The organism is Streptomyces sp. NPDC058674, from assembly GCF_042716505.1.
Taxonomy (GTDB): domain Bacteria; phylum Actinomycetota; class Actinomycetes; order Streptomycetales; family Streptomycetaceae; genus Streptomyces.
In genome coordinates this window covers 1-19105 of sequence record NZ_JBHXSC010000043.1, presented here as the reverse complement: position 1 = coordinate 19105, position 19105 = coordinate 1, and the positions used below count along the sequence as shown (strand labels likewise).

Below are 19105 nucleotides of genomic sequence, written 5' to 3'. Positions count from 1 at the left end.
GGGGCCGGCTCCCCGCCGCCCCTACCGGGCCTCCCGCAGCCACCCCGCGACCTCGGTGGCCCAGTACGTCAGGATCGTGTCCGCGCCCGCCCGCTTGATGCCCAGCAGGGTCTCCAGGATCGCCCGGTCCCGCTCGATCCAGCCCTTCTCCGCGGCCGCCTCGATCATCGCGAACTCGCCGCTGATCTGGTAGGCCGAGACCGGCACGTCCACCGCCTGCGACACCCGGTACAGGATGTCCAGGTAGGGCCCGGCCGGCTTGACCATCACCATGTCGGCGCCCTCCTCCAGGTCCAGCGCCAGCTCCCGCAGGGACTCCCGCGCGTTCGCCGGGTCCTGCTGGTACGTCTTGCGGTCGCCCTGCAGCGAGGAGGCCACCGCCTCCCGGAAGGGACCGTAGAAGGCGGACGAGTACTTCGCCGTGTACGCGAGGATCGAGACGTCCTCGTGTCCGGTCTCGTCCAGCGCGTCGCGGACGACGCCGACCTGGCCGTCCATCATCCCGCTCGGCCCCACCATGTGGACGCCCGCGTCGGCCTGGACCTGCGCCATCTCCGCGTACCGCTCCAGCGTCGCGTCGTTGTCGACGCGCCCGTGCTCGTCCAGGACCCCGCAGTGCCCGTGGTCCGTGTACTCGTCCAGGCAGAGGTCCGACATGATCACCAGGTCGTCTCCGACCTCGGCCTTCACGTCCCGGATCGCCACCTGCAGGATCCCGTCCGGCTCGGTGCCCGCCGTGCCGCGCGCGTCCTTGTTCTCGTCCGCCGGCACACCGAACAGCATGATCCCCGACACCCCGGCCTCGACCGCCTCCACGGCGGCCTTCCGCAGCGTGTCCCGCGTGTGCTGGACGACGCCCGGCATCGCGGAGATCGCGAGCGGCTCGCTGATGCCCTCCCGTACGAACGCCGGCAGGATCAGGTCCGAGGGGTGCAGCCGGTTCTCCGCGACCATCCGCCGCATCGCCGGGGTGGTGCGCAGCCGACGGGGCCGCGAGCCGGGGAAAGATCCGTACGTGCTCATCTTCAGTCGCCTCTTCGAGCATCGACAGCAGTCCGGACAAGCGTAGGGCCGCCCCGACCGCGCGCGGGCACGCCCCTCCCTGCGCTCCCCCGCCCGCACCCGTCCCCGCGGCCCGGCGCCCCATCGACCGGGGTTCCGCTCACGCTGAGCAACATGCCGCCACGGCGGGATGTCACACTCCACACGTGAAGTGTCTCGATACGAACTGCCTGGCAGCGCCCATGACTTGGCGGACGCACGGCCCGGATGGCTTCCGCACGAGAGCTACCTGAATTTCCGAATTCCCGTGCCGATCGTCGCGGTGCGTGACTAACGTGGACGGGGCCGGACACCCGTACTCCGTGAGGAGTACGGGTTGGTACGGCTATCTCTCGTGCTCAGGTGGGGAGTTCACGTTCATGCCACCAAGGAAGCGGGCCCGGCCCAACTCGACGGCGATGAAGATGGTCGGCGAACAGGTCGCCGTGTGCCGAGTCGCCAAAGCAATGACCCAGCGCGCGCTGGCCGAACAGATCGCCGTCGACGTCGAGACGCTGGCCTCGATCGAACAGGGCAGGCGCGTCCTCATGCCCGACGTCGCGGAACGGATGGACCGCATTCTCGGCCTCCCCGGCCTCCTCAGCGTCGCCGCGAACCGGATGCCGGAGGTCGACATGATCCCGGCCTGGGCGGAGGAGTACATGGAGCGGGAGGCGGAGGCGCTGGCGTTGTCCTGGTACGACACGATGATCATCCCGGGCTTGCTGCAAACCGAGGCCTACGCCCGGGCCGTCTTCGGCTGCCGCGTGCCGTTCGTCGGCGAGGAGAAGATCGAGCTCCAGACCGCCCGCCGGATCGAGCGGCAGGAGATACTGCACCGGCCGGTCCCTCCCACCCTCAGTTTCGTGATCTGGGAGGCGGCTCTGCGCGACCGGATCGGCGGCGACGGGGTGCACCGGGAGCAGCTGCTTCACCTGCGCGCCTGCGCCGATCGTCCCGCGATCTCGCTCCAGGTCCTGCCCCTCGGCATCACCACCCACGCTGGTCTCGCAGGCCCATTTACCCTGCTGGAAACCCCGGAGTTCCAGCACCTCGCCTACTCGGAAACCCAGCGCGGCAGCATCCTCGTACGCGACCCGAACGAGGTCAGCATCCTCACCCAGAAATATGCGATGCTGCGATCCCAGGCCCTGAACTTCGCTGAAACAAAAGGCCTGTTGGACCGGCTGCTAGGAGAGGTATGAGCACCCCACTGAAGTGGTTCAAGTCCAGCTACAGCAGCGACGAGGGCGGCCAGTGCCTGGAGATGGCCGTCGCCTGGCAGAAGTCCTCCTACAGCGGCAGTGAAGGCGGCCAGTGCGTCGAGGTCGGCTCCTGTTCCTGCTCCGACACCGTCCACGTCCGGGACTCCAAGGTCCCCCACGGCCCGACCCTCGCCTTCGCCCCCGCTGTCTGGGCCGGTCTCACCCGGTGGGTCGGAGCCTGAGGTCCCACCAGCTCCGGTGACGGGCGGCGGAACCCGCGGGCCGGGGCGCCGGGGGCACGGCCGCACCCAGCCGCGGCCCCGGCCCCGGCCGTACGACGAGGGGGCCCGGGCGCGAATCGCGCCCGGGCCCGCCCGCGCAGGGCGCCCACCCGGCAGGTTGACCGTCGCCCCGGCCCCCCAGGCCGCCACGCGGCGCGCGGCGACAAACTCTCGCCGGCCTCCCTGGCCGCCTCGCGGCGCGCGGCCCCGTACTCGGCGAGGGCCTCCGCCAGCTTCGACACCGACGGCTCCGGCGACAGCACGTCCACCCGCAGCCCGTGCTCCTCCGCGGTCTTGGCCGTCGCCGGGCCGATACACGCGATGACGGTCACGTTGTGCGGCTTGCCCGCGATCCCGACCAGGTTGCGGACGGTGGAGGACGACGTGAACATCACGGCGTCGAAACCGCCGCCCTTGATCGCCTCACGGGTGTCCGCCGGCGGCGGCGACGCGCGCACCGTCCGGTAGGCCGTGACGTCGTCCACCTCCCAGCCCAGCTCGATCAGCCCGGCGACCAGCGTCTCGGTCGCGATGTCGGCCCGCGGCAGGAACACCCGGTCGATCGGGTCGAAGACCGGGTCGTACGGCGGCCAGTCCTCCAGCAGCCCGGCCGCGGACTGCTCCCCGCTCGGCACCAGGTCCGGCTTCACGCCGAACTCCACGAGCGAGGCCGCGGTCTGCTCGCCCACGGCGGCGACCTTGATGCCCGCGAAGGCCCGCGCGTCTAGCCCGTACTCCTCGAACTTCTCGCGCACCGCCTTCACGGCGTTGACCGAGGTGAAGGCGATCCACTCGTAGCGGCCGGTGACCAGGCCCTTCACGGCCCGCTCCATCTGCTGCGGGGTGCGCGGCGGCTCCACGGCGATCGTCGGCACCTCGTGCGGCACCGCGCCGTAGGAACGCAGCTGGTCGGAGAGCGAGGCGGCCTGTTCCTTGGTGCGCGGTACGAGCACCCGCCAGCCGAACAGCGGCTTCGACTCGAACCAGGCCAGCTCGTCGCGGCGCGCGACGGCGGTGTGCTCCCCGACCACGGCTATGACCGGGCGGGCGCCCTCGGGCGAGGGCAGCACCTTGCCCTGCTTGAACACCTGGGCGATCGTGCCCAGGGTCGCGGACCAGGTCCGCTGGCGCGTGGTGGTGCCGGCGACGGTCACCGTCAGGGGGGTGTCGGGCTTGCGCCCGGCGCCCACCAGCTCGGCGGCGGCGGCCGAGACGGTCTCCAGCGTCGCGGAGAGCACCAGCGTGCCGTCGCTGGCGCCGACCTCGGTCCAGCAGCGCGCCGACGCGCTCTTCGCGTCGAGGAACCGCACGCCGTTGTCGTCGCCCCGCTTGTCGCGCAGCGGCACACCGGCGTACGCGGGGACGCCCACGGCGGTCGGAATGCCGGGCACGACCTCGAAGGGGATGCCCGCGGAGGCGCAGACGAGCATCTCCTCGGCCGTGTTCCCGTCGAGCCCCGGGTCGCCGGTGACGGCACGGACCACCCGCCTGCCGGAGCGTGCGGCCTCCATGACAAGATTGGCCGCGTCCCGGATCACGGGGACACCGGCGGCTGCTGACTTCTCGTCAGCTACCGTCAGCTGCGGCGTGTCGACGTTGCCGCGCGCATGAGTGCGTACGACGTCGAGCACATCGGGCTCCGCGATGAGCACGTCCGCGGCGGCCAGCGCCTCGACGGCACGCAGCGTCAGCAGACCCGGGTCGCCGGGGCCGGCACCGAGGAAGGTGACGTGTCCGTGGGCGGCGATGGCCGGAAAAGCGGAGGTGGTCGGACTTGTGGGGTTCACGCTCGCTCCCCCATCAGACCGGCCGCGCCCTTGGCCAGCATCTCGTCCGCGAGTTCGCGGCCGAGCGCCATGGCCTCGTCGTACGACTGGGGCACGGGACCGGTGGTGGACAGCTGCACCAGCGTCGAGCCGTCGAGCGTTCCGACGACGCCGCGCAGGCGCATCTCATTGACAGTCTGGCCGTCGGCCAGCAGATCGGCGAACGCGCCCACGGGTGCGCTGCAACCGGCCTCCAGGCGGGCGAGCAGGGAACGCTCGGCGGTGACGGCGGCCCGCGTGTACGGGTCGTCGAGCTCGCCGAGCGCCGCGATCAGGTCCGCGTCGGAGGCGAGGCACTCCACCGCGAGGGCGCCCTGGCCGGGGGCGGGCAGTACGGCGTCGACCGGCAGGAGCTCGGTCGCCTCGTCCCCGCGCCCGATCCGGTTCAGTCCGGCGGCCGCCAGCACGACGGCATCGAGCTCGCCGTCGTGCACGAACCCGATCCGGGTGTCGACGTTGCCGCGGATCGGCACGGTCTCGATGCGCTTGCCCAGGGACAGCGCGAGGTGGTTGAGCTGAGCCGTCCGGCGCGGCGAACCGGTGCCGATCCGGGCGCCTTCGGGCAGCTGCCCGAAGGTCAGGCCGTCACGGGCGACCAGTGCGTCCCGGGCGTCCTGGCGCGGCGGCATGGCCGCGATCACCAGGTCGTCGGGCTGCGCGGTCGGCAGGTCCTTCAGCGAGTGCACGGCGAAGTCGACCTCCCCGCGCAGGAGCGCGTCGCGCAGCGCGGTGACGAAGACGCCGGTACCGCCGATCTGCGAGAGGTGCTCGCGCGACACGTCGCCGAAGGTCGTGATCTCCACGAGCTCGACGGCCCGGCCGGTGACCGCGCGCACCGCGTCGGCGACGTGGCCCGACTGCGACATGGCCAGCTTGCTCCGCCGCGTACCGAGCCGCAGCGGCTGGTCGGGACGTGTGTTCATGATGCCCGTCCTGGGTCGTCGTCGTTCATCGGATCGGCCGCGTCTGCCCGGCTGACGGAAGCCACCGTCTGAGGGTCGAGGTCGAAGAGTTCGCGCAGCGCCTCGGCGTACCCGGCGCCGCCGGGCTCGCTCGCGAGCTGCTTGACGCGCACGGTCGGCGCGTGGAGCAGTTTGTCGACGACGCGGCGCACGGTCTGGGTGACCTCGGAGCGCTGCCGGTCGTCGAGGTCGGGCAGCCGGCCGTCGAGCCGTGCCACTTCCATGGCCACGACCTCGGCCGCCATGGCCCGGAGGGCGACCACGGTGGGCGTGATGTGCGCGGCCCGCTGGGCGGCGCCGAAGGCGGCCACCTCGTCGGCGACGATCCCCCGGACGGCGTCGACGTCGGCTGCCATCGGGGCGTCGGCGGACGTCTCGGCGAGGCTTTCGATGTCGACCAGCCGCACGCCCGGGATCCGGTGCGCGGCGGCGTCGATGTCACGGGGCATGGCCAGGTCCAGCAGGGCGAGCCGGACGGCCGCCCCGTCGGTGTGGGTACGGGGGCTCTTGCGGGGCTGCCGGTGCGCGGCGGCCTCGCCCTGGTCGGCCCAGGTCCCGTGCAGTTCCAGGGCGTTGGCGTCGACCCCGGTCAGCGCGGACCGGCCGTCGGCGGCCGGCGCGTCCGCTCCGACGGGACACCCCTCGGGCTCGGCGACGGGCGCGATGGTCCGCGCGGCCCCGGCATCGGGCAGGCGGCCGCCGGCCCGGGCGGCGGCGACGAGCCGTGCCACGACCTCGGCGTCCACACCCGGCCCCGCGGGGGCCGTGTCCGGGCCCGCCGGCACGTCCGGCGCCTGGGGCGCGGGGGTGCGGGGGCGGAGCCCCTGGGACACGGCGGCGAGCACGTCGTCGGCGGTCAGCACGAGCCCCGTGGCCCCGGTACAGGAGACGACCACGTCGACTCGTGTCAGCTCCTGCGGCACGGACCGCATCGGCACGGCCGAAGCCCGCACCCCGGTGCCCGAGGCAACCAGAATCTCGGCGAGCCGCTCCGCCCGCTCGGCGGTCCGGTTCGCCACCACGATCTCGGCGACGCCGACCCGCGCCAGCGTGGCCGCAGCCAGCGAGGACATCGACCCGGCGCCGATCACCAGCGCCCGCTTGCCGGCCGCCCACTCCTCGACCGGGAGCCCCGGCGCGAGCTGCTGCAGGCCGAACGTGACCAGCGACTGGCCCGCCCGGTCGATCCCGGTCTCCGAGTGCGCCCGCTTGCCGACCCGCAGCGCCTGCTGGAACAGGTCGTTGATCAGCCGGCCTGCGGTGTGCTGCTCCTGGCCCAGGGCCAGCGCGTCCTTGATCTGGCCGAGGATCTGCCCCTCGCCCACGACCATCGAGTCCAGTCCGCACGCCACCGAGAAGAGGTGGTGCACCGCCCGGTCCTCGTAGTGCACGTAGAGATAAGGAGTGAGCTCCTCCAGCGCGACGCCGCTGTGCTGCGCGAGCAGCGTGGACAGCTCGGCGACACCGGCGTGGAACTTGTCCACGTCGGCGTACAGCTCGATCCGGTTGCAGGTGGCGAGCACCGCCGCCTCCGTCGCCGGCTCGGCGGCGAGGGTGTCGTGCAGCAGCTTGACCTTGGCGTCCGCGGACAGCGAGGCCCGCTCCAGGACACTGACGGGCGCGCTGCGGTGGCTCAGCCCTACGACGAGCAGACTCATGCCGGCATCACCGCCGGGACGTCGCCCTCGGGGTTGCCCTTGCGCGCCACGGCGGCGGCACGGCCGGCCGGCGGCACCACGGCCGCGGCGGGGGCGGCGCCGCCCGTGGAGGAGCCGCCGGCGGCAGCGGCGGCCGCTTCCTCACCGGCCTTGCGCTGCTCGTGGAAGGCGAGGATCTGGAGTTCGATCGAGAGGTCGACCTTGCGCACGTCCACGCCCTCGGGCACGGACAGCACGGTGGGCGCGAAGTTCAGGATGGAGGTGACGCCGGCCGCGATCAGCCGCTCGCTGACCTGCTGGGCCGCTCCGGCCGGGGTGGCGATGACCCCGATCGAGACGCCGTTCTCCTCGATGATCTTCTCCAGGTCATCGGTGTGCTGCACGGGCATGCCGGCGACGGGCTTGCCGGCCATGGCCGGGTCGGCGTCGATGAGCGCGGCCACGCGGAAGCCGCGGGAGGCGAAACCGCCGTAGTTGGCGAGCGCGGCGCCGAGGTTTCCGATGCCGACGATGACGACGGGCCAGTCCTGGGTCAGGCCGAGCTCGCGGGAGATCTGGTAGACGAGGTACTCGACGTCGTAGCCGACGCCGCGCGTGCCGTAGGAGCCCAGGTAGGAGAAGTCCTTGCGCAGCTTCGCGGAGTTGACTCCGGCGGCGGCCGCCAGCTCCTCGGAGGACACCGTGGGCACCGATCGCTCGGAGAGGCCGGTGAGGGCGCGCAAGTACAGCGGAAGCCTGGCGACAGTGGCCTCGGGAATACCTCGGCTGCGGGTCGCCGGTCGGTGAGTTCGGCCAGTTGCCACGATGCTCCTGCGGGATGAGCGGGGCTGCAGGCGGCCACTTGTCCCAGGACCGCCCCGTCGACAGCAGGCTATGCCTTTGTGAACGCGTGCACAAAGATTGTGTCCGCTTTGTCCGACCAAAGTGACCGGGGTCACGCGCATGCGACACGCGGAGCGGGAACCGGCGGCACGCCGAACCCGTTCAAATCCCAAAGGGGGCATAACCGCACACACTCCTCACAGATACGCCGTCGAGCCCCCATAAATCGCCCATGATGGTAACCGCGAAGAGGGTCAGCCCCCCAACTCCCGGGGGTCAGCCCCCCAACGCCCGCCGCAGCCGGTCCGGGTTCACCCTCCAGAAGGTGTGCTGCTCCCCGTCCACGAGGACCACCGGAATCTGCTCCCAGTACAGCCGGTAGAGCTCCTCGTCCTGCGAGATGTCCTTCTCCTCCCAGCGCGCACCCGTCTGCGCGCACACCTCCTCGACCACACCCCGGGCGTCTTCGCACAGATGGCACCCCGGCTTCCCGATGAGCGTCACCAGCCGCTCGCCGGGGCTCTTCTTCTCCTTGCGGCGCAACAAAGGACTCATGCCGCCATTCTCCCGCGCCCCCGCGCCACGGCGGCGCCCCGAAGAGTTCACGCCCCCGCATCCCATCGGTTCGGGAACTCCCGAACACAATGGCTATGCTCGCGTCATGGCCGCTCTGGGATGGCTCACCCCCCGTAGGCGCTCCGCCACCGCGCGAAGCGTCCTGGCAGGCGAGGCCTCGGCCGAGGCCGCCCGCAAGACCGCGCTGACCGACACCCCGCCCCACTCCCCGCTCGACGCCGCCGGGACAGCGTCCGCCGCGATCCCCGACATGCCGGCGGAGCCCGCGTTCCCGGTCGCCGGCGACGACCTCGCCGCCGCCTTCTTCGACCTCGACAACACCGTCATGCAGGGCGCCGCGATCTTCCACTTCGGCCGCGGCCTCTACAAGCGCGAGTTCTTCCGCCGCCGCGAGCTCGCCCGCTTCGCCTGGCAGCAGGCCTGGTTCCGGCTGGCCGGGGTCGAGGACCCCGAGCACATGCAGGACGCCCGCGACAGCGCCCTGTCCATCGTCAAGGGCCACAAGGTCTCCGAGCTGACGGCCATCGGCGAGGAGATCTACGACGAGTACATGGCCGAGCGGATCTGGCCGGGCACGCGCGCCCTGGCCCAGGCCCACCTCGACGCCGGCCAGAAGGTGTGGCTGGTCACCGCGGCCCCCGTGGAGACGGCCACGATCATCGCCCGCCGGCTCGGCCTGACCGGCGCGCTCGGCACCGTCGCCGAGTCCGTCGACGGGATCTACACCGGCCGCCTCGTCGGCGAACCGCTGCACGGCCCCGCGAAGGCCGAGGCGGTCCGCGCCCTGGCCTCGGCCGAGGGGCTGGACCTCGCGCGCTGCGCCGCGTACAGCGATTCGCACAACGACATTCCGATGTTGTCCCTGGTCGGACATCCGTACGCGATCAATCCCGACACAAAACTGCGCAAGCATGCCCGCCACCACGACTGGCGGCTGCGCGACTATCGGACCGGCCGCAAGGCCGTGCGCGTCGGCGTCCCGGCCGCCGCCGGAGTCGGCGCGCTCGCGGGCGGCACGGCCGCCGCCATCGCCCTGCACCGCCGCCGCAAGTAGCGGCGCCGGGGCCAGGCACGGCCCCGCCCCGCCCCCGTCCGCCCCGAGGCCGGACCTGGGGCATTCGCTCACCTCTACCCGCACTCCCGGCGCGGCATTCCGGCCTGCCCCGGTCGGTCGCGAGCCAGCGGGGAAGCTGCCATTCCGCGCACCCAATCGATCAAGAACCGATCACCAACAGCGACCGAATACGCCCTCGACACGCAACAGAAGTGTCGGAACCGGTGATTTGAGCAACTGGGTGTAGCGCTGCCTGTACGAAGCGTTATTCTCCTCAAACGCATGCCTCCGGTCATCTGTCGCCACGACGGGTGAACGGTCCCGCACTGCACGTGATGGAAGCTCTGCCTCTGGGAGTCCCGTGTACCCACCTGTCGGGGTTGACGCCTCGGGCCTGGCTACGCTGCGCGCAACGGTCCTCGACCACCTGCGTGGCTTCGTCCCCACCGCGTACGCCGTCCCCGCCTTCGCCACCGCAGTCCCGGCCGGACTCGGTCCGGCCGGCCCTTGCTACGCCCTGACCGACGGCGGAGCGACGGTGGGCAGACGCGGCCGCGCGGCCGGGGGCTCGAACGGCAACGCCGGCACGAGCACCCAGGCCACCCACCGCCGCCCCACCGCGGACAGCGACCAGGCCCGCATGATGGACCTGGTCGAACGCGCCCAGGCGGGCGAAGCCGACGCCTTCGGCCGCCTCTACGACCAGTACAGCGACACGGTCTACCGCTACATCTACTACCGCGTCGGCGGCAAGGCGACCGCGGAGGATCTCACCAGCGAGACCTTTCTGCGGGCGCTGCGCCGCATCTCCACCTTCACCTGGCAGGGCCGCGACTTCGGCGCCTGGCTCGTGACGATCGCCCGCAACCTGGTGGCGGACCACTTCAAGTCCAGCCGCTTCCGGCTGGAGGTCACCACCGGCGAGATGCTCGACGCCAACGAGGTCGAGCGCAGCCCCGAGGACTCCGTCCTGGAGTCCCTCTCCAACGCGGCCCTGCTGGAAGCCGTACGGAAACTCAACCCCCAGCAGCAGGAGTGCGTGACCCTGCGCTTCCTGCAAGGGCTCTCGGTCGCCGAGACGGCCCGGGTGATGGGAAAGAACGAGGGCGCCATCAAGACGCTCCAGTACCGGGCGGTGCGCACCCTGGCCCGGCTCCTCCCGGACGACGCCCGCTGACCCCCTTCGCCCACCTCACTCACATACATCCGGTGACCCCCCGATGACGCTGTGGTCCGATCATCCTTCGTCCGTAACCCAAGTGCCGCGACGCTCGTTGTGCGGAATGCAGGCTCCCTGTGGACATGCTTCGCCCGAAGCCGCTCACCCGAACGGGTGGACGTGCTCCAGGAAGGCAACCTTCCGGACACTGTGGGGAGTCGATCGTCATGACGAGAGGAGGTGCCGCCAGTGATCGCGAACGTGACCCCGCACCGGCGGGCGAACGCCTTCGCCCAGGCCCTGGAGGATCGGACCCAGTCCGAGCTTTCGGAACCGGACCCGGCGGCCGAGCAGTCCGAGGCACCTGCCGAACCTGCTGACCACGACCGGTTGTTGGCCCTGGCGAGCGTGCTCGGCGAAAGAATGCCGCGCCCCGTGCTGGACCCCGAGGTCAAAATGGTGCAACGAGCCAGACTCGTCGCCGCCATGGAGACCATGGTGCTCGAAGAGAGGGCCGGGGGCGGTGCCGCCCCGGACCCTCAGGTGCCCGAACAGCGGACCGGCCGCGGCGCCCACCGGGCGACCTCGCTCCGGAAATTGCGGCCCCGCTCCCGCTGGTCCAAGGGCATCGCAGCGGGCGGCCTCACCGTGGGTGTGGCCGCAGGGGCCTTCAGCGGAGTGGCCGCTGCCAGCACCGACGCCCTGCCCGGTGACTCCCTCTACCCCGTCAAACGGGGCATGGAGGACCTGAAGCTGGGGATGGCCGACGAGGATTCGGACCGGGGCGAGCTCTACCTCGACCAGGCCTCGAACCGCCTGTCGGAGGCCCGCAGGCTGATGGAGCGCGGCCGTACGGGCGTACTGGACCACGAGTCCCTCGGCGCGATCCGCCGAGCACTCGCGGGCATGAAGCACGACGCGGAGCAGGGACACCGGCTCCTCCAGGCCGCCTACCAGCGGGACGGCTCGCTCGGCCCGATCCAGACGCTGTCGTCGTTCTCCCGCTCGCACCGCGACGCGTGGGGCCGGCTGCGGGAGAAGCTCCCGGCGCAGCTCACCGATGTCGGCGGCGAGGTGGAATCGGTCTTCCGGGCCATAGACGAAGACGTGGCGCCGCTCCAGGGCCTGCTCCCCAAGCCCCCCGAGCAGACCCGGGGCTCCGGCTCGCCCGGCGCCTCCGCCAAGCCGGGCACCCCCAGCGGCAAGCAGCAGTCCGCCCCCACCCCGCAGGCCCCGCCCTCCGGCAGCCCCGCGCCGTCGCCCTCGGGCAGCGGCAGCAGCAAGCCACAGCCCACGGGCGGCCTCCTGGGCGGTACGGGCGACCTGCTCGACCCGCCGGAGAGCCGGCTCTCGCCGGCGCCCTCCCAGGGCGTCCCGGAGCTGCCCAAGCCGGACATCACCCTCCCGCCCCTGCTCCCGGGACTCCTCCCGGGCCTGGGCATCGAAGCGGAGGACGCCGAGTAGCAGTGCGGAGCCGGCGGCGCGGTACACCACGCCCCGCCGGCTCCGCACTCCTTCGCCCGGGTCGGAGGACCGGGTCAGAAGAACCGGGTCAGAAGAACACGGACCGCCGCTGCACCAGCAGCCGGTACAGCGTGTGCTGGATCTGCTCCCGCACCTGATCCGTCAGGTTGAACATCAGCATCGGATCCTCCGCCGCCTCCGCCGCGTACCCGTCCGTCGGGATCGGCTCGCCGAACTGGATCGTCCACTTCGTCGGCAGCGGCACCGCCCCGAGCGGCCCCAGCAAGGGGAACGTCGGCGTGATCGGGAAGTACGGAATCCCCAACAGCCGTGCCAGCGTCTTGGCGTTGCCGACCATCGGGTAGATCTCCTCCGCCCCGACGATCGAGCACGGCACGATCGGCGTCCCCGCCCGCAGCGCCGTCGACACGAAGCCCCCGCGGCCGAAGCGCTGGAGCTTGTACCGGTCCCCGAACGGCTTCCCTATCCCCTTGAAGCCCTCCGGCATCACACCGACCAGCTCACCGGCCTCCAGGAGCCGCTGCGCGTCCTCCGCGCAGGCGAGGGTGTGCCCCGCCTTGCGGGCCAGTTCGTTCACCACCGGCAGCATGAACACCAGGTCCGCCGCCAGCAGCCTCAGGTGCCGCTGTGCGGGGTGCTGGTCGTGCACGGCGACCTGGAGCATCAGCCCGTCCAGGGGCAGCGTCCCGGAGTGGTTCGCCACGATCAGCGCCCCACCCTCCTTCGGGATGTTCTCGATGCCCTTGACCTCGACCCGGAAGTACTTGTCGTACAGGGGCCGCATCAGGGACATCAGGACCTGGTCCGTCAGCTCCTCGTCGTAGCCGAACTCGTCGACCTCGTACTCCCCGGTGATCCGCCGCCGCAGGAAGGACAGGCCGCCGGCGATCCGCCGGTCCCAGCCCCCGCCGCCCGCCCGTCCCGCGGGCGGCTCCACGACCGGCTCGAGGGCCGGCTCGACGACCGGCTCCGCCACCGGCGGAGCCGCCTCGGAAGGCGCCGGCGGGGCCACCCGCACGCGCCGCCCCTGAGGGCGCCGGCGCGGCCGGTCCTCGTCGAACGGAATGACCTTGGCGTCCGCCACTATCGCTTCGCTCCTTCACCCTCGTCGACGCCGGCGTCCGAGCCGTCGTCCACCTTCAGCACGGCCGCCACCCGCCCGACGGCCCGCGCCATCCGCTCCGGCGGCAGCAACCCGTTCCCCCGGCTCCGTGCGAAGTCGGCGAAGGTCTCGGCCGTCGTGTACGCCGGCTCGAAGCCGAGCACCTCCCGCATCTGCGTGGTGTCCACGACCCTGCCGTGCGTGAGGAGTCGTGTCTGCTCCGGCGAGAAGTCGGTCACCCCGACCGCCCGCAGCGCCGACCCGGCCCACGTCACCGCGGGCAGCGGCAGCGGCAGCGTCGGCCGCCCCAACCGCCGCGAGCACTGCGACAGCAGCAGCACGCCGTCCCCCGCGATGTTGAAGGTCCCGCTGTTCAGCGTCCCACGCCTGGGCTCCTGCGCCGCCAGTCGCAACACGTCCAGCACGTCGTCCTCGTGGACGAACTGCAGCCGCGGGTCGTAGCCCAGCACGGTCGGCATCACCGGGATGGAGAAGTACTCCGCCAGCGCCGAGTCCGCGAAGGGCCCCAGGATGTTGGCGAAGCGCAGCACGCACACCGCGACGTCCGGCCGCCGGCGCGCGAAGCCCCGTACGTACCCCTCGACCTCCGCGGCGTCCTTGGCGAAGCCGCCCGCGGGCAGCGACTTGGGCTCCGTGGTCTCGGTGAAGACGGCCGGGTCCCGCGAGGTGCCCCCGTACACGCTGGTGCTGGACTTCACCACGAGCCGCCGGACCGTCGGGGACTTCTGGCAGGCCCCGAGGAGCTGCATCGTGCCGATGACGTTCGTCTCCTTGACGGCGCTGTGCGCCCCGCCCGTCCCGGCCCGGCCTCCGGTGACCGCCAGATGGACCACCGTGTCCACGGCGTACTCGGCGAGCACCCGGGCGATCGCCGACTGCCTGATGTCCGTACGGACGAACTCGGCCGATCCCAGCCGGTGCGGCGGCGGCGCCGCGTCCACGGCGATCACCCGCTCGACGTCCGGATCGCGCTGGACGCGCCGCACGAAGCGGCCCCCCAGCTGCCGGGACGCTCCGGTGACCAGTACGACCTTCCCCACGAGATCAGCGCCTCCCTAGTCGGAACAACCTGCCCCCGGCTGCACCGCAGCCCCCCCACCAGGATGGTGGGGGGGCTGCGGAAAAACACGTACAGCTGCCGTTTACTTCTTGTTACGACGCTGGACGCGGGTGCGCTTGAGCAGCTTGCGGTGCTTCTTCTTAGCCATCCGCTTGCGCCGCTTCTTGATAACAGAGCCCACGACTACCCTCGCTCACTTCTCTTCACTCGGTGCGGGGCGTCTGGGCCCACACGACCTACGTCGGCCTAGCCTACCCGCCCGAGCTCTGAGCTTGTAATCCGCCTGCTTGCGAGGGCTTCGGGAGCGTCAGTCTCAGGCCGACTCCACCCCCACATAGGACTCTCGGAGGTACTCGTGAACCGCGTTCTCGGGGACCCGGAAGGACCGGCCCACCCGGATCGCGGGCAGATGACCGTTGTGCACCAGGCGGTACACGGTCATCTTAGACACTCGCATCACCGAGGCGACCTCCGCCACGGTCAGGAACTGAACCTCACTGAGAGGCCTCTCGCCAGCAGCCATGACACACCTTGACCTTCCGCGCATGACGGGCACCGGCTTCCCCTCCGGTTACTCCTCGTCGTCGCACGCTCACTCCCCAGAGTAGGGGCGCGTGATACGAGTGGGGAAGAGGAGCTACAGCCACTCCTGACGCGGAGACAGACTGGCCCGATTGAGCACATAGCGAGTGAGCGGCCGGTAGTGCTCCGCGCGTACCGCGTCATCAAGCGGAACCACCACCGAGACGCGCCCCTCGGCCTCCCCCACGAACAGCGCGGGGTCATTCGTGTCCGCCAGCCCGATCGCCTCCACACCGAGCTGACCTGCACCGCAGACCCATCCGTGGTCCCCCACCACCAGCTCGGGCAGCGGCCCCCCGGCCTCCGCCAGGGCCCCCAGCGCGATCCGAACCGGCAGGGGCGAATGGCTGTGCGCGCCGGTGGCACTCCCCGGCTCCCGCGCGCCGGGTTCCCGCACCAATGCGACCCCCCGTACGTAATCGATGCTGTACGGACGTACGCCGAACCGGGTCGCCATGTCGACACTTACCCCCTGCGCAGGAGTGAGGACAACACATCCCGCCGCCGACACCGCCTCCGCCAAGGCGGCGTAGAAGCCCAGGAGCCGGTGCGGATGACCCGTGCCGAACAGCACCGGCGAACCGGCCCGCGCCGCCTCGCCCAGCCGGCCCGCGAAGGCCTCCAGCGCCGCCACCGTGCGCTCCGGGTCGATCACGTCCGGTCCACTCACGTGCGCCGGATCCGCCGAGACCCCGCACGTGCGCGCCATCAGCCCCAGCAGGTCGCTCCCGCCCCAGCGACCCTCCGGCTCCAGCCCCAGCAGTACCCTCGGATCGCGCGCCGCGAACAGCCGGTAACTGCGCAGGCTCTCCTCCCGCGAGGTCGCGACGGGCCCGGCCAACCGGGCGGCCAGCAGATGCGCACGCAGCGCGCCGGTGCTCAACACCCCCCGATGCTCCCGCAACGCATCTGGCGGTTCATCAATTCCGGCGAACAGCCCCACCGTTGGCGTAACGATGCACCATCAGGCCAGCATGCCCCGCAGCGGGAACACGGCCCGCCGGGTCGCCAGCACCGCCTGGTCGATCCGGTCGGCCGGATCGTAGCCCGCCTCCCAGTCCTGCCAACCGACCGACCGCTCGTCCGTCATCCGGGCCGGTGCCAGCTGCCGCGTCCGCGCGTACACCTCGTCCCGCCACGACGGCGGAACCGCCGTCTGCGGATCGATCGGCCGGTGCCCCGCGATCGCCACCAGGTGCGTCCACGACCGCGGCACGACGTCCACCACCGCGTACCCGCCGCCGCCCAGCGCCAGCCACCGGCCGTCCGCGTGCGCGTGCGCGAGCCCGTGGCAGGCCTCCTGCACGGCCCGCTGCGCGTCCAGCGACACCGCCAGGTGCGCCAAGGGGTCCTCGACGTGCGTATCGGCCCCGTGCTGCGTCACCAGCACCTGCGGCCGGAAGTCCGCCAGCAGCTCCGGCACCGTCGCGTGGAAGGCCCGCAACCACCCCTCGTCCCCCGTCCCGGCGGGCAGCGCCACGTTCACCGCCGACCCCTCGGCGGCGGCCCCGCCGGTCTCCTCCGGCCAGCCGGTCTGCGGGAACAGCGTCCGCGGATGCTCGTGCAGCGAGACGGTCAGCACCCGCGGGTCGTCCCAGAAGGCCGCCTGCACACCGTCCCCGTGGTGCACGTCCACGTCGACGTACGCGACCCGCTCGGCCCCCAGCTCCAGCAGCCGCGCCACGGCCAGCGCCGCGTCGTTGTACACGCAGAACCCGGCCGCCCCGCCCGGCATCGCGTGGTGCAGCCCGCCCGAGAAGTTCACGGCGTGCTCCGCCTCCCCGCGCCACACGGCCTCCGCGCCCGCCACGGACTGCCCGGCGATCAGCGCGGACGCCTCGTGCATCCCGTGGAAGGCCGGATCGTCCACGGTCCCCAGCCCGAAGGACCCGTCGGCCGCCCCGGGATCGGCGGACACCTCCCGCACCGCGGCCACGTAGTCCTCCCGGTGCACGAGCCGCAGCGTCGAGTCCCCGGCCGCGCGGGCCGCCCGTACCTCCAGGACCCGGTCCAGCCCGAAGGCGCGCACCAGGCCCATCGTCAGCTCCAGGCGCACCGGATCCATCGGATGGCCCGGTCCGAAGTCATACCCCGTTACCGCCTCGTCCCACATCAACAACCCGCGGCCGCTCATGCCCGACACCGTATCGGGCGCCGTCCGCGCCGAACGAGCGGGCGTGGAAGAGCGTCACCAGGACCAACACCATCGGCACGAGCATCGCCCCGCGGTAGCTCCACGCGTCCCCGATCCCCCCGACGAGCGGGGACCCGATCAGGAAGCCCGCGTAGTTGAAGATGTTCAGCCGCGCGATCGCGGTGTCGGACGCCCCGGGGAACAACCGGCCCGCGGCGGCGAAGGTCTGCGGCACGATCACGCACAGGCCGAGCCCCAGCATCGTGAACCCGAGCATCCCCGTCCACGCTCCGGGCGCGGCGGCGACCACGGCGAAACCTCCGGCCGCGACCACCGTCCCGCCGCGCACCAAGCCCGCCGCCCCGAAGCGCCGCACTCCCAGGTCGCCGACGGCCCGCCCGATCAGCGTGGTCACCATGTACACGTTGTACGGGACGGTCGCCAGCTGCTCCGAGCTCCCGAGCACGTCCTGGAGGTACTTGGCACTCCAGTTCGCCACCGTCGAATCGCCGATGTACGCGCACGCCATCACCAGGCAGAGCGGCAGCAGCAGCTTGCCGCCGTTGGGCGGCCACCCCTCCTTCTGCGCCACGGGCACGGGCCGGGCGTCGGCGTAGCGCCGGCTCGCGAGGAGGACCCCCGGCACCAGCACGGCCACGGCCGGCAGGTAGCTCACGAACAGGTCCAGCCGCCAGTGCGCCCCGGCCCAGGCGGCCGAGGCACCGACGATCCCGCCCAGGCTGTACGCGGCGTGGAACCCCAGCATGATGCTGCGCCCGTACGCCCGCTGCAGGCTGACCCCGAGCATGTTCATCGAGGCGTCAAGCGCCCCCACCGACAGCCCGAACACCCCCAGGGCCACCGCCACGTGCCACAGCCGCGTACCGGCGCCGACGCCGAGCAGGGCCAGCAGCACCACGGGCTGCGCCCACCTGAGCACCGCGCTGGGCGGTACCCGTTTCACCAGGTGCTCGGTGGCGACGCTCGCAGCGCCGGCGAGGATCGGCACGGCGGCCAGGAAGGCGGGCAGCAGCCCGTCGGATATCCCGTACCGGTCCTGGATGGCCGGTATCCGGGTCACGAGCAACGCGAAGGCGACCCCCTGCGCGAAGAAGCTGAACCCCAGGGCGCCGCGTCCGCGCCGCAGCCGTACGTCAACCGTCATGGCGGCACAGCGTAGGCCCCGGTACTACCGGTGGGTAGAGCGATCACACGGGAATCGCCCGGGCCACCGCACGGGCCACCGCACGGGCAGTAACACGGACCGTCACACGGGCAGTTCCAGGATGCCCGGGAGCTGCTTCATGTCCCCGAAGTAGCCGGTGGCACCGGCGAGCCGGTCGGCAGGCATCATGCTGGTGAAGCCGTAGACGTCCATGCCGGCGGCCAGTGCGGCCCGCACCCCGAGCGGGCTGTCCTCGATCACCACGCACCGGGCGGGGTCGACGCCCATGGACCGGGCCGCGTGCAGGAACAGGTCGGGGGCCGGCTTGCCCTGGCCCACGTCCTGCGAGCTGAAGATCCACTCGTCCTCGAACCACTCGTCGAGGCCGGTGACCCGGTGCCCCACGCGGATGCGCTCGTGGCTCCCGGAGGAGGCCACGCAGTAGTCGATCCCCTGCTCCACCAGGCCGTAGAGCACCTCCTGCACACCGGGCACGGGCTTCAGCTCGCGCTCGAACGCGGTGAACGTCCGGGTGTGCAACGTCTCGTCGAAGTCGGCCGGCAGTCGCTGCCCGGTCCGGTCCAGCACGAGGTCGTGCACGCGGTGCACGGCGGACCCCATGTAGTCACGGAGGGACTCCTCGTAGGAGGTCGGGTGCCCCAGCTCGGTCAGGTATCCGGCGAGGATGCTGTTGGCGAGCGGCTCGCTGTCCACCAGCACGCCGTCGTTGTCGAAGATGACGAGGTCATAGCCCATGCCCCAACCCTACGAGCCGCCGGCCCGAATCCGGCTCGACCCCATGCCGGGCATCCGGTGGAGTCTGGCCCGGAACGCAGAAAAGCCCCGCACCATAAGGTGCGGGGCTCTCCCACAATAATTGTTCGGCGGCGTCCTACTCTCCCACAGGGTCCCCCCTGCAGTACCATCGGCGCTGAAAGGCTTAGCTTCCGGGTTCGGAATGTAACCGGGCGT

At 71.8% G+C, this 19105-nt stretch carries 18 protein-coding genes, 1 rRNA gene and 1 pseudogene; 5 read left to right on the top strand and 15 right to left on the bottom strand.

All coding sequences use genetic code 11. From position 1 onward, the window contains the following. Positions 1-21 precede the first annotated feature (21 nt). The gene (gene hemB, locus ACFWU6_RS21745) at positions 22-1023 is read right to left on the bottom strand and encodes a porphobilinogen synthase (protein ID WP_383803507.1); all 1002 of its coding nucleotides are present in this window, start codon (positions 1021-1023) and stop codon (positions 22-24) included. A gap of 398 nt (positions 1024-1421) precedes the next feature. Between hemB and ACFWU6_RS21740 the strand changes: the two genes are divergently transcribed. Together ACFWU6_RS21740 and ACFWU6_RS21735 are read left to right on the top strand one after the other, a co-directional pair. Continuing rightward, complete coding sequence (locus tag ACFWU6_RS21740) at positions 1422-2246, top strand: Scr1 family TA system antitoxin-like transcriptional regulator (RefSeq protein WP_383982523.1); 825 nt, start codon at positions 1422-1424, stop codon at positions 2244-2246. Continuing rightward, positions 2243-2488 carry a DUF397 domain-containing protein gene (locus ACFWU6_RS21735; protein WP_383982519.1) on the top strand — a complete coding sequence of 82 codons (246 nt, stop codon included), beginning with the start codon at positions 2243-2245 and terminating at the stop codon, positions 2486-2488. Before ACFWU6_RS21740 ends, ACFWU6_RS21735 begins: the two co-directional genes overlap by 4 nt. A 155-nt stretch (positions 2489-2643) precedes the next feature. On the opposite strand, the pseudogene ACFWU6_RS21730 reads toward ACFWU6_RS21735, so the two are convergent. From ACFWU6_RS21730 to ACFWU6_RS21710, 5 genes and pseudogenes are all read right to left on the bottom strand, one after another. Continuing rightward, positions 2644-4314, bottom strand: a pseudogene (locus ACFWU6_RS21730) (uroporphyrinogen-III synthase); the annotation flags it as partial. Then, positions 4311-5276 carry a hydroxymethylbilane synthase gene (gene hemC / locus ACFWU6_RS21725; RefSeq protein ID WP_383803514.1) on the bottom strand — a complete coding sequence of 322 codons (966 nt, stop codon included), beginning with the start codon at positions 5274-5276 and terminating at the stop codon, positions 4311-4313. The pseudogene ACFWU6_RS21730 and the gene hemC, both read right to left, overlap by 4 nt. Then, a complete protein-coding gene (locus tag ACFWU6_RS21720) occupies positions 5273-6973 on the bottom strand; it encodes a glutamyl-tRNA reductase (protein ID WP_383803516.1) in 1701 nt (566 codons plus the stop codon). The genes hemC and ACFWU6_RS21720 overlap by 4 nt, the downstream gene beginning before the upstream one ends. Then, positions 6970-7776 (bottom strand): redox-sensing transcriptional repressor Rex, encoded by an 807-nt coding sequence (locus ACFWU6_RS21715; RefSeq protein ID WP_383803518.1) that lies wholly within the window; start codon positions 7774-7776, stop codon positions 6970-6972. Before ACFWU6_RS21715 ends, ACFWU6_RS21720 begins: the two co-directional genes overlap by 4 nt. A gap of 295 nt (positions 7777-8071) precedes the next feature. Beyond that, positions 8072-8350 carry a glutaredoxin family protein gene (locus ACFWU6_RS21710; RefSeq protein WP_383803520.1) on the bottom strand — a complete coding sequence of 93 codons (279 nt, stop codon included), beginning with the start codon at positions 8348-8350 and terminating at the stop codon, positions 8072-8074. Positions 8351-8456: 106 nt separating this feature from the next. Between ACFWU6_RS21710 and ACFWU6_RS21705 the strand changes: the two genes are divergently transcribed. The 3 genes from ACFWU6_RS21705 to ACFWU6_RS21695 all read left to right on the top strand — a co-directional run bounded on the left by ACFWU6_RS21705 (position 8457) and on the right by ACFWU6_RS21695 (position 12048). Further along, positions 8457-9425 carry an HAD family hydrolase gene (locus tag ACFWU6_RS21705; RefSeq protein ID WP_383803522.1) on the top strand — a complete coding sequence of 323 codons (969 nt, stop codon included), beginning with the start codon at positions 8457-8459 and terminating at the stop codon, positions 9423-9425. 361 nt (positions 9426-9786) lie between these two features. Continuing rightward, on the top strand, positions 9787-10602 hold the full coding sequence (locus ACFWU6_RS21700; RefSeq protein ID WP_383803523.1) for an ECF subfamily RNA polymerase sigma factor, BldN family: 816 nt from the start codon (positions 9787-9789) through the stop codon (positions 10600-10602). A 231-nt stretch (positions 10603-10833) separates the two neighbouring features. Next, on the top strand, positions 10834-12048 hold the full coding sequence (locus tag ACFWU6_RS21695; protein WP_383803525.1) for a DUF5667 domain-containing protein: 1215 nt from the start codon (positions 10834-10836) through the stop codon (positions 12046-12048). 88 nt (positions 12049-12136) lie between these two features. On the opposite strand, the gene ACFWU6_RS21690 is transcribed toward ACFWU6_RS21695, so the two are convergent. From ACFWU6_RS21690 to rrf, 9 genes are all read right to left on the bottom strand, one after another. Further along, the gene (locus tag ACFWU6_RS21690; protein ID WP_383982516.1) at positions 12137-13153 is read right to left on the bottom strand and encodes a lysophospholipid acyltransferase family protein; all 1017 of its coding nucleotides are present in this window, start codon (positions 13151-13153) and stop codon (positions 12137-12139) included. Further along, entirely contained in the window at positions 13153-14232 is a 1080-nt protein-coding gene (locus ACFWU6_RS21685) for an NAD-dependent epimerase/dehydratase family protein (protein ID WP_383982514.1), read from the bottom strand. The genes ACFWU6_RS21690 and ACFWU6_RS21685 overlap by 1 nt, the downstream gene beginning before the upstream one ends. Before the next feature lie 102 nt (positions 14233-14334). Further along, positions 14335-14433, bottom strand: a complete 99-nt coding sequence (locus ACFWU6_RS21680; RefSeq protein ID WP_003948845.1) for a 30S ribosomal protein bS22 — start codon at positions 14431-14433, stop codon at positions 14335-14337. 132 nt (positions 14434-14565) lie between these two features. Then, on the bottom strand, positions 14566-14775 hold the full coding sequence (locus tag ACFWU6_RS21675; RefSeq protein ID WP_008738568.1) for a helix-turn-helix domain-containing protein: 210 nt from the start codon (positions 14773-14775) through the stop codon (positions 14566-14568). A 114-nt stretch (positions 14776-14889) separates the two neighbouring features. After that, complete coding sequence (locus ACFWU6_RS21670) at positions 14890-15720, bottom strand: phosphatase (RefSeq protein ID WP_383803541.1); 831 nt, start codon at positions 15718-15720, stop codon at positions 14890-14892. Between the two features lie 78 nt (positions 15721-15798). After that, positions 15799-16968 (bottom strand): acetoin utilization protein AcuC, encoded by a 1170-nt coding sequence (locus ACFWU6_RS21665; protein WP_383982511.1) that lies wholly within the window; start codon positions 16966-16968, stop codon positions 15799-15801. Beyond that, a complete protein-coding gene (locus ACFWU6_RS21660) occupies positions 16919-18133 on the bottom strand; it encodes an MFS transporter (protein WP_383982508.1) in 1215 nt (404 codons plus the stop codon). The genes ACFWU6_RS21665 and ACFWU6_RS21660 overlap by 50 nt, the downstream gene beginning before the upstream one ends. A 102-nt stretch (positions 18134-18235) precedes the next feature. Next, positions 18236-18889 carry an HAD family hydrolase gene (locus ACFWU6_RS21655; protein ID WP_383803535.1) on the bottom strand — a complete coding sequence of 218 codons (654 nt, stop codon included), beginning with the start codon at positions 18887-18889 and terminating at the stop codon, positions 18236-18238. Positions 18890-19012: 123 nt separating this feature from the next. Beyond that, positions 19013-19105: ribosomal RNA gene (gene rrf / locus ACFWU6_RS21650) — 5S ribosomal RNA — on the bottom strand; the annotation flags it as partial.

Coding starts and splice junctions, on each gene's coding strand:
- ACFWU6_RS21740 (WP_383982523.1), top strand. CDS start 1,422: ATGCCACCAAGGAAGCGGGCCCGGCCCAACTCGACGGCGATGAAGATG.
- ACFWU6_RS21655 (WP_383803535.1), bottom strand. CDS start 18,889: ATGGGCTATGACCTCGTCATCTTCGACAACGACGGCGTGCTGGTGGAC.
- hemC (WP_383803514.1), bottom strand. CDS start 5,276: ATGAACACACGTCCCGACCAGCCGCTGCGGCTCGGTACGCGGCGGAGC.
- ACFWU6_RS21705 (WP_383803522.1), top strand. CDS start 8,457: ATGGCCGCTCTGGGATGGCTCACCCCCCGTAGGCGCTCCGCCACCGCG.
- ACFWU6_RS21735 (WP_383982519.1), top strand. CDS start 2,243: ATGAGCACCCCACTGAAGTGGTTCAAGTCCAGCTACAGCAGCGACGAG.
- ACFWU6_RS21665 (WP_383982511.1), bottom strand. CDS start 16,968: ATGAGCGGCCGCGGGTTGTTGATGTGGGACGAGGCGGTAACGGGGTAT.
- ACFWU6_RS21710 (WP_383803520.1), bottom strand. CDS start 8,350: ATGAGTCCTTTGTTGCGCCGCAAGGAGAAGAAGAGCCCCGGCGAGCGG.
- hemB (WP_383803507.1), bottom strand. CDS start 1,023: ATGAGCACGTACGGATCTTTCCCCGGCTCGCGGCCCCGTCGGCTGCGC.
- ACFWU6_RS21720 (WP_383803516.1), bottom strand. CDS start 6,973: ATGAGTCTGCTCGTCGTAGGGCTGAGCCACCGCAGCGCGCCCGTCAGT.
- ACFWU6_RS21675 (WP_008738568.1), bottom strand. CDS start 14,775: ATGGCTGCTGGCGAGAGGCCTCTCAGTGAGGTTCAGTTCCTGACCGTG.
- ACFWU6_RS21660 (WP_383982508.1), bottom strand. CDS start 18,133: ATGACGGTTGACGTACGGCTGCGGCGCGGACGCGGCGCCCTGGGGTTC.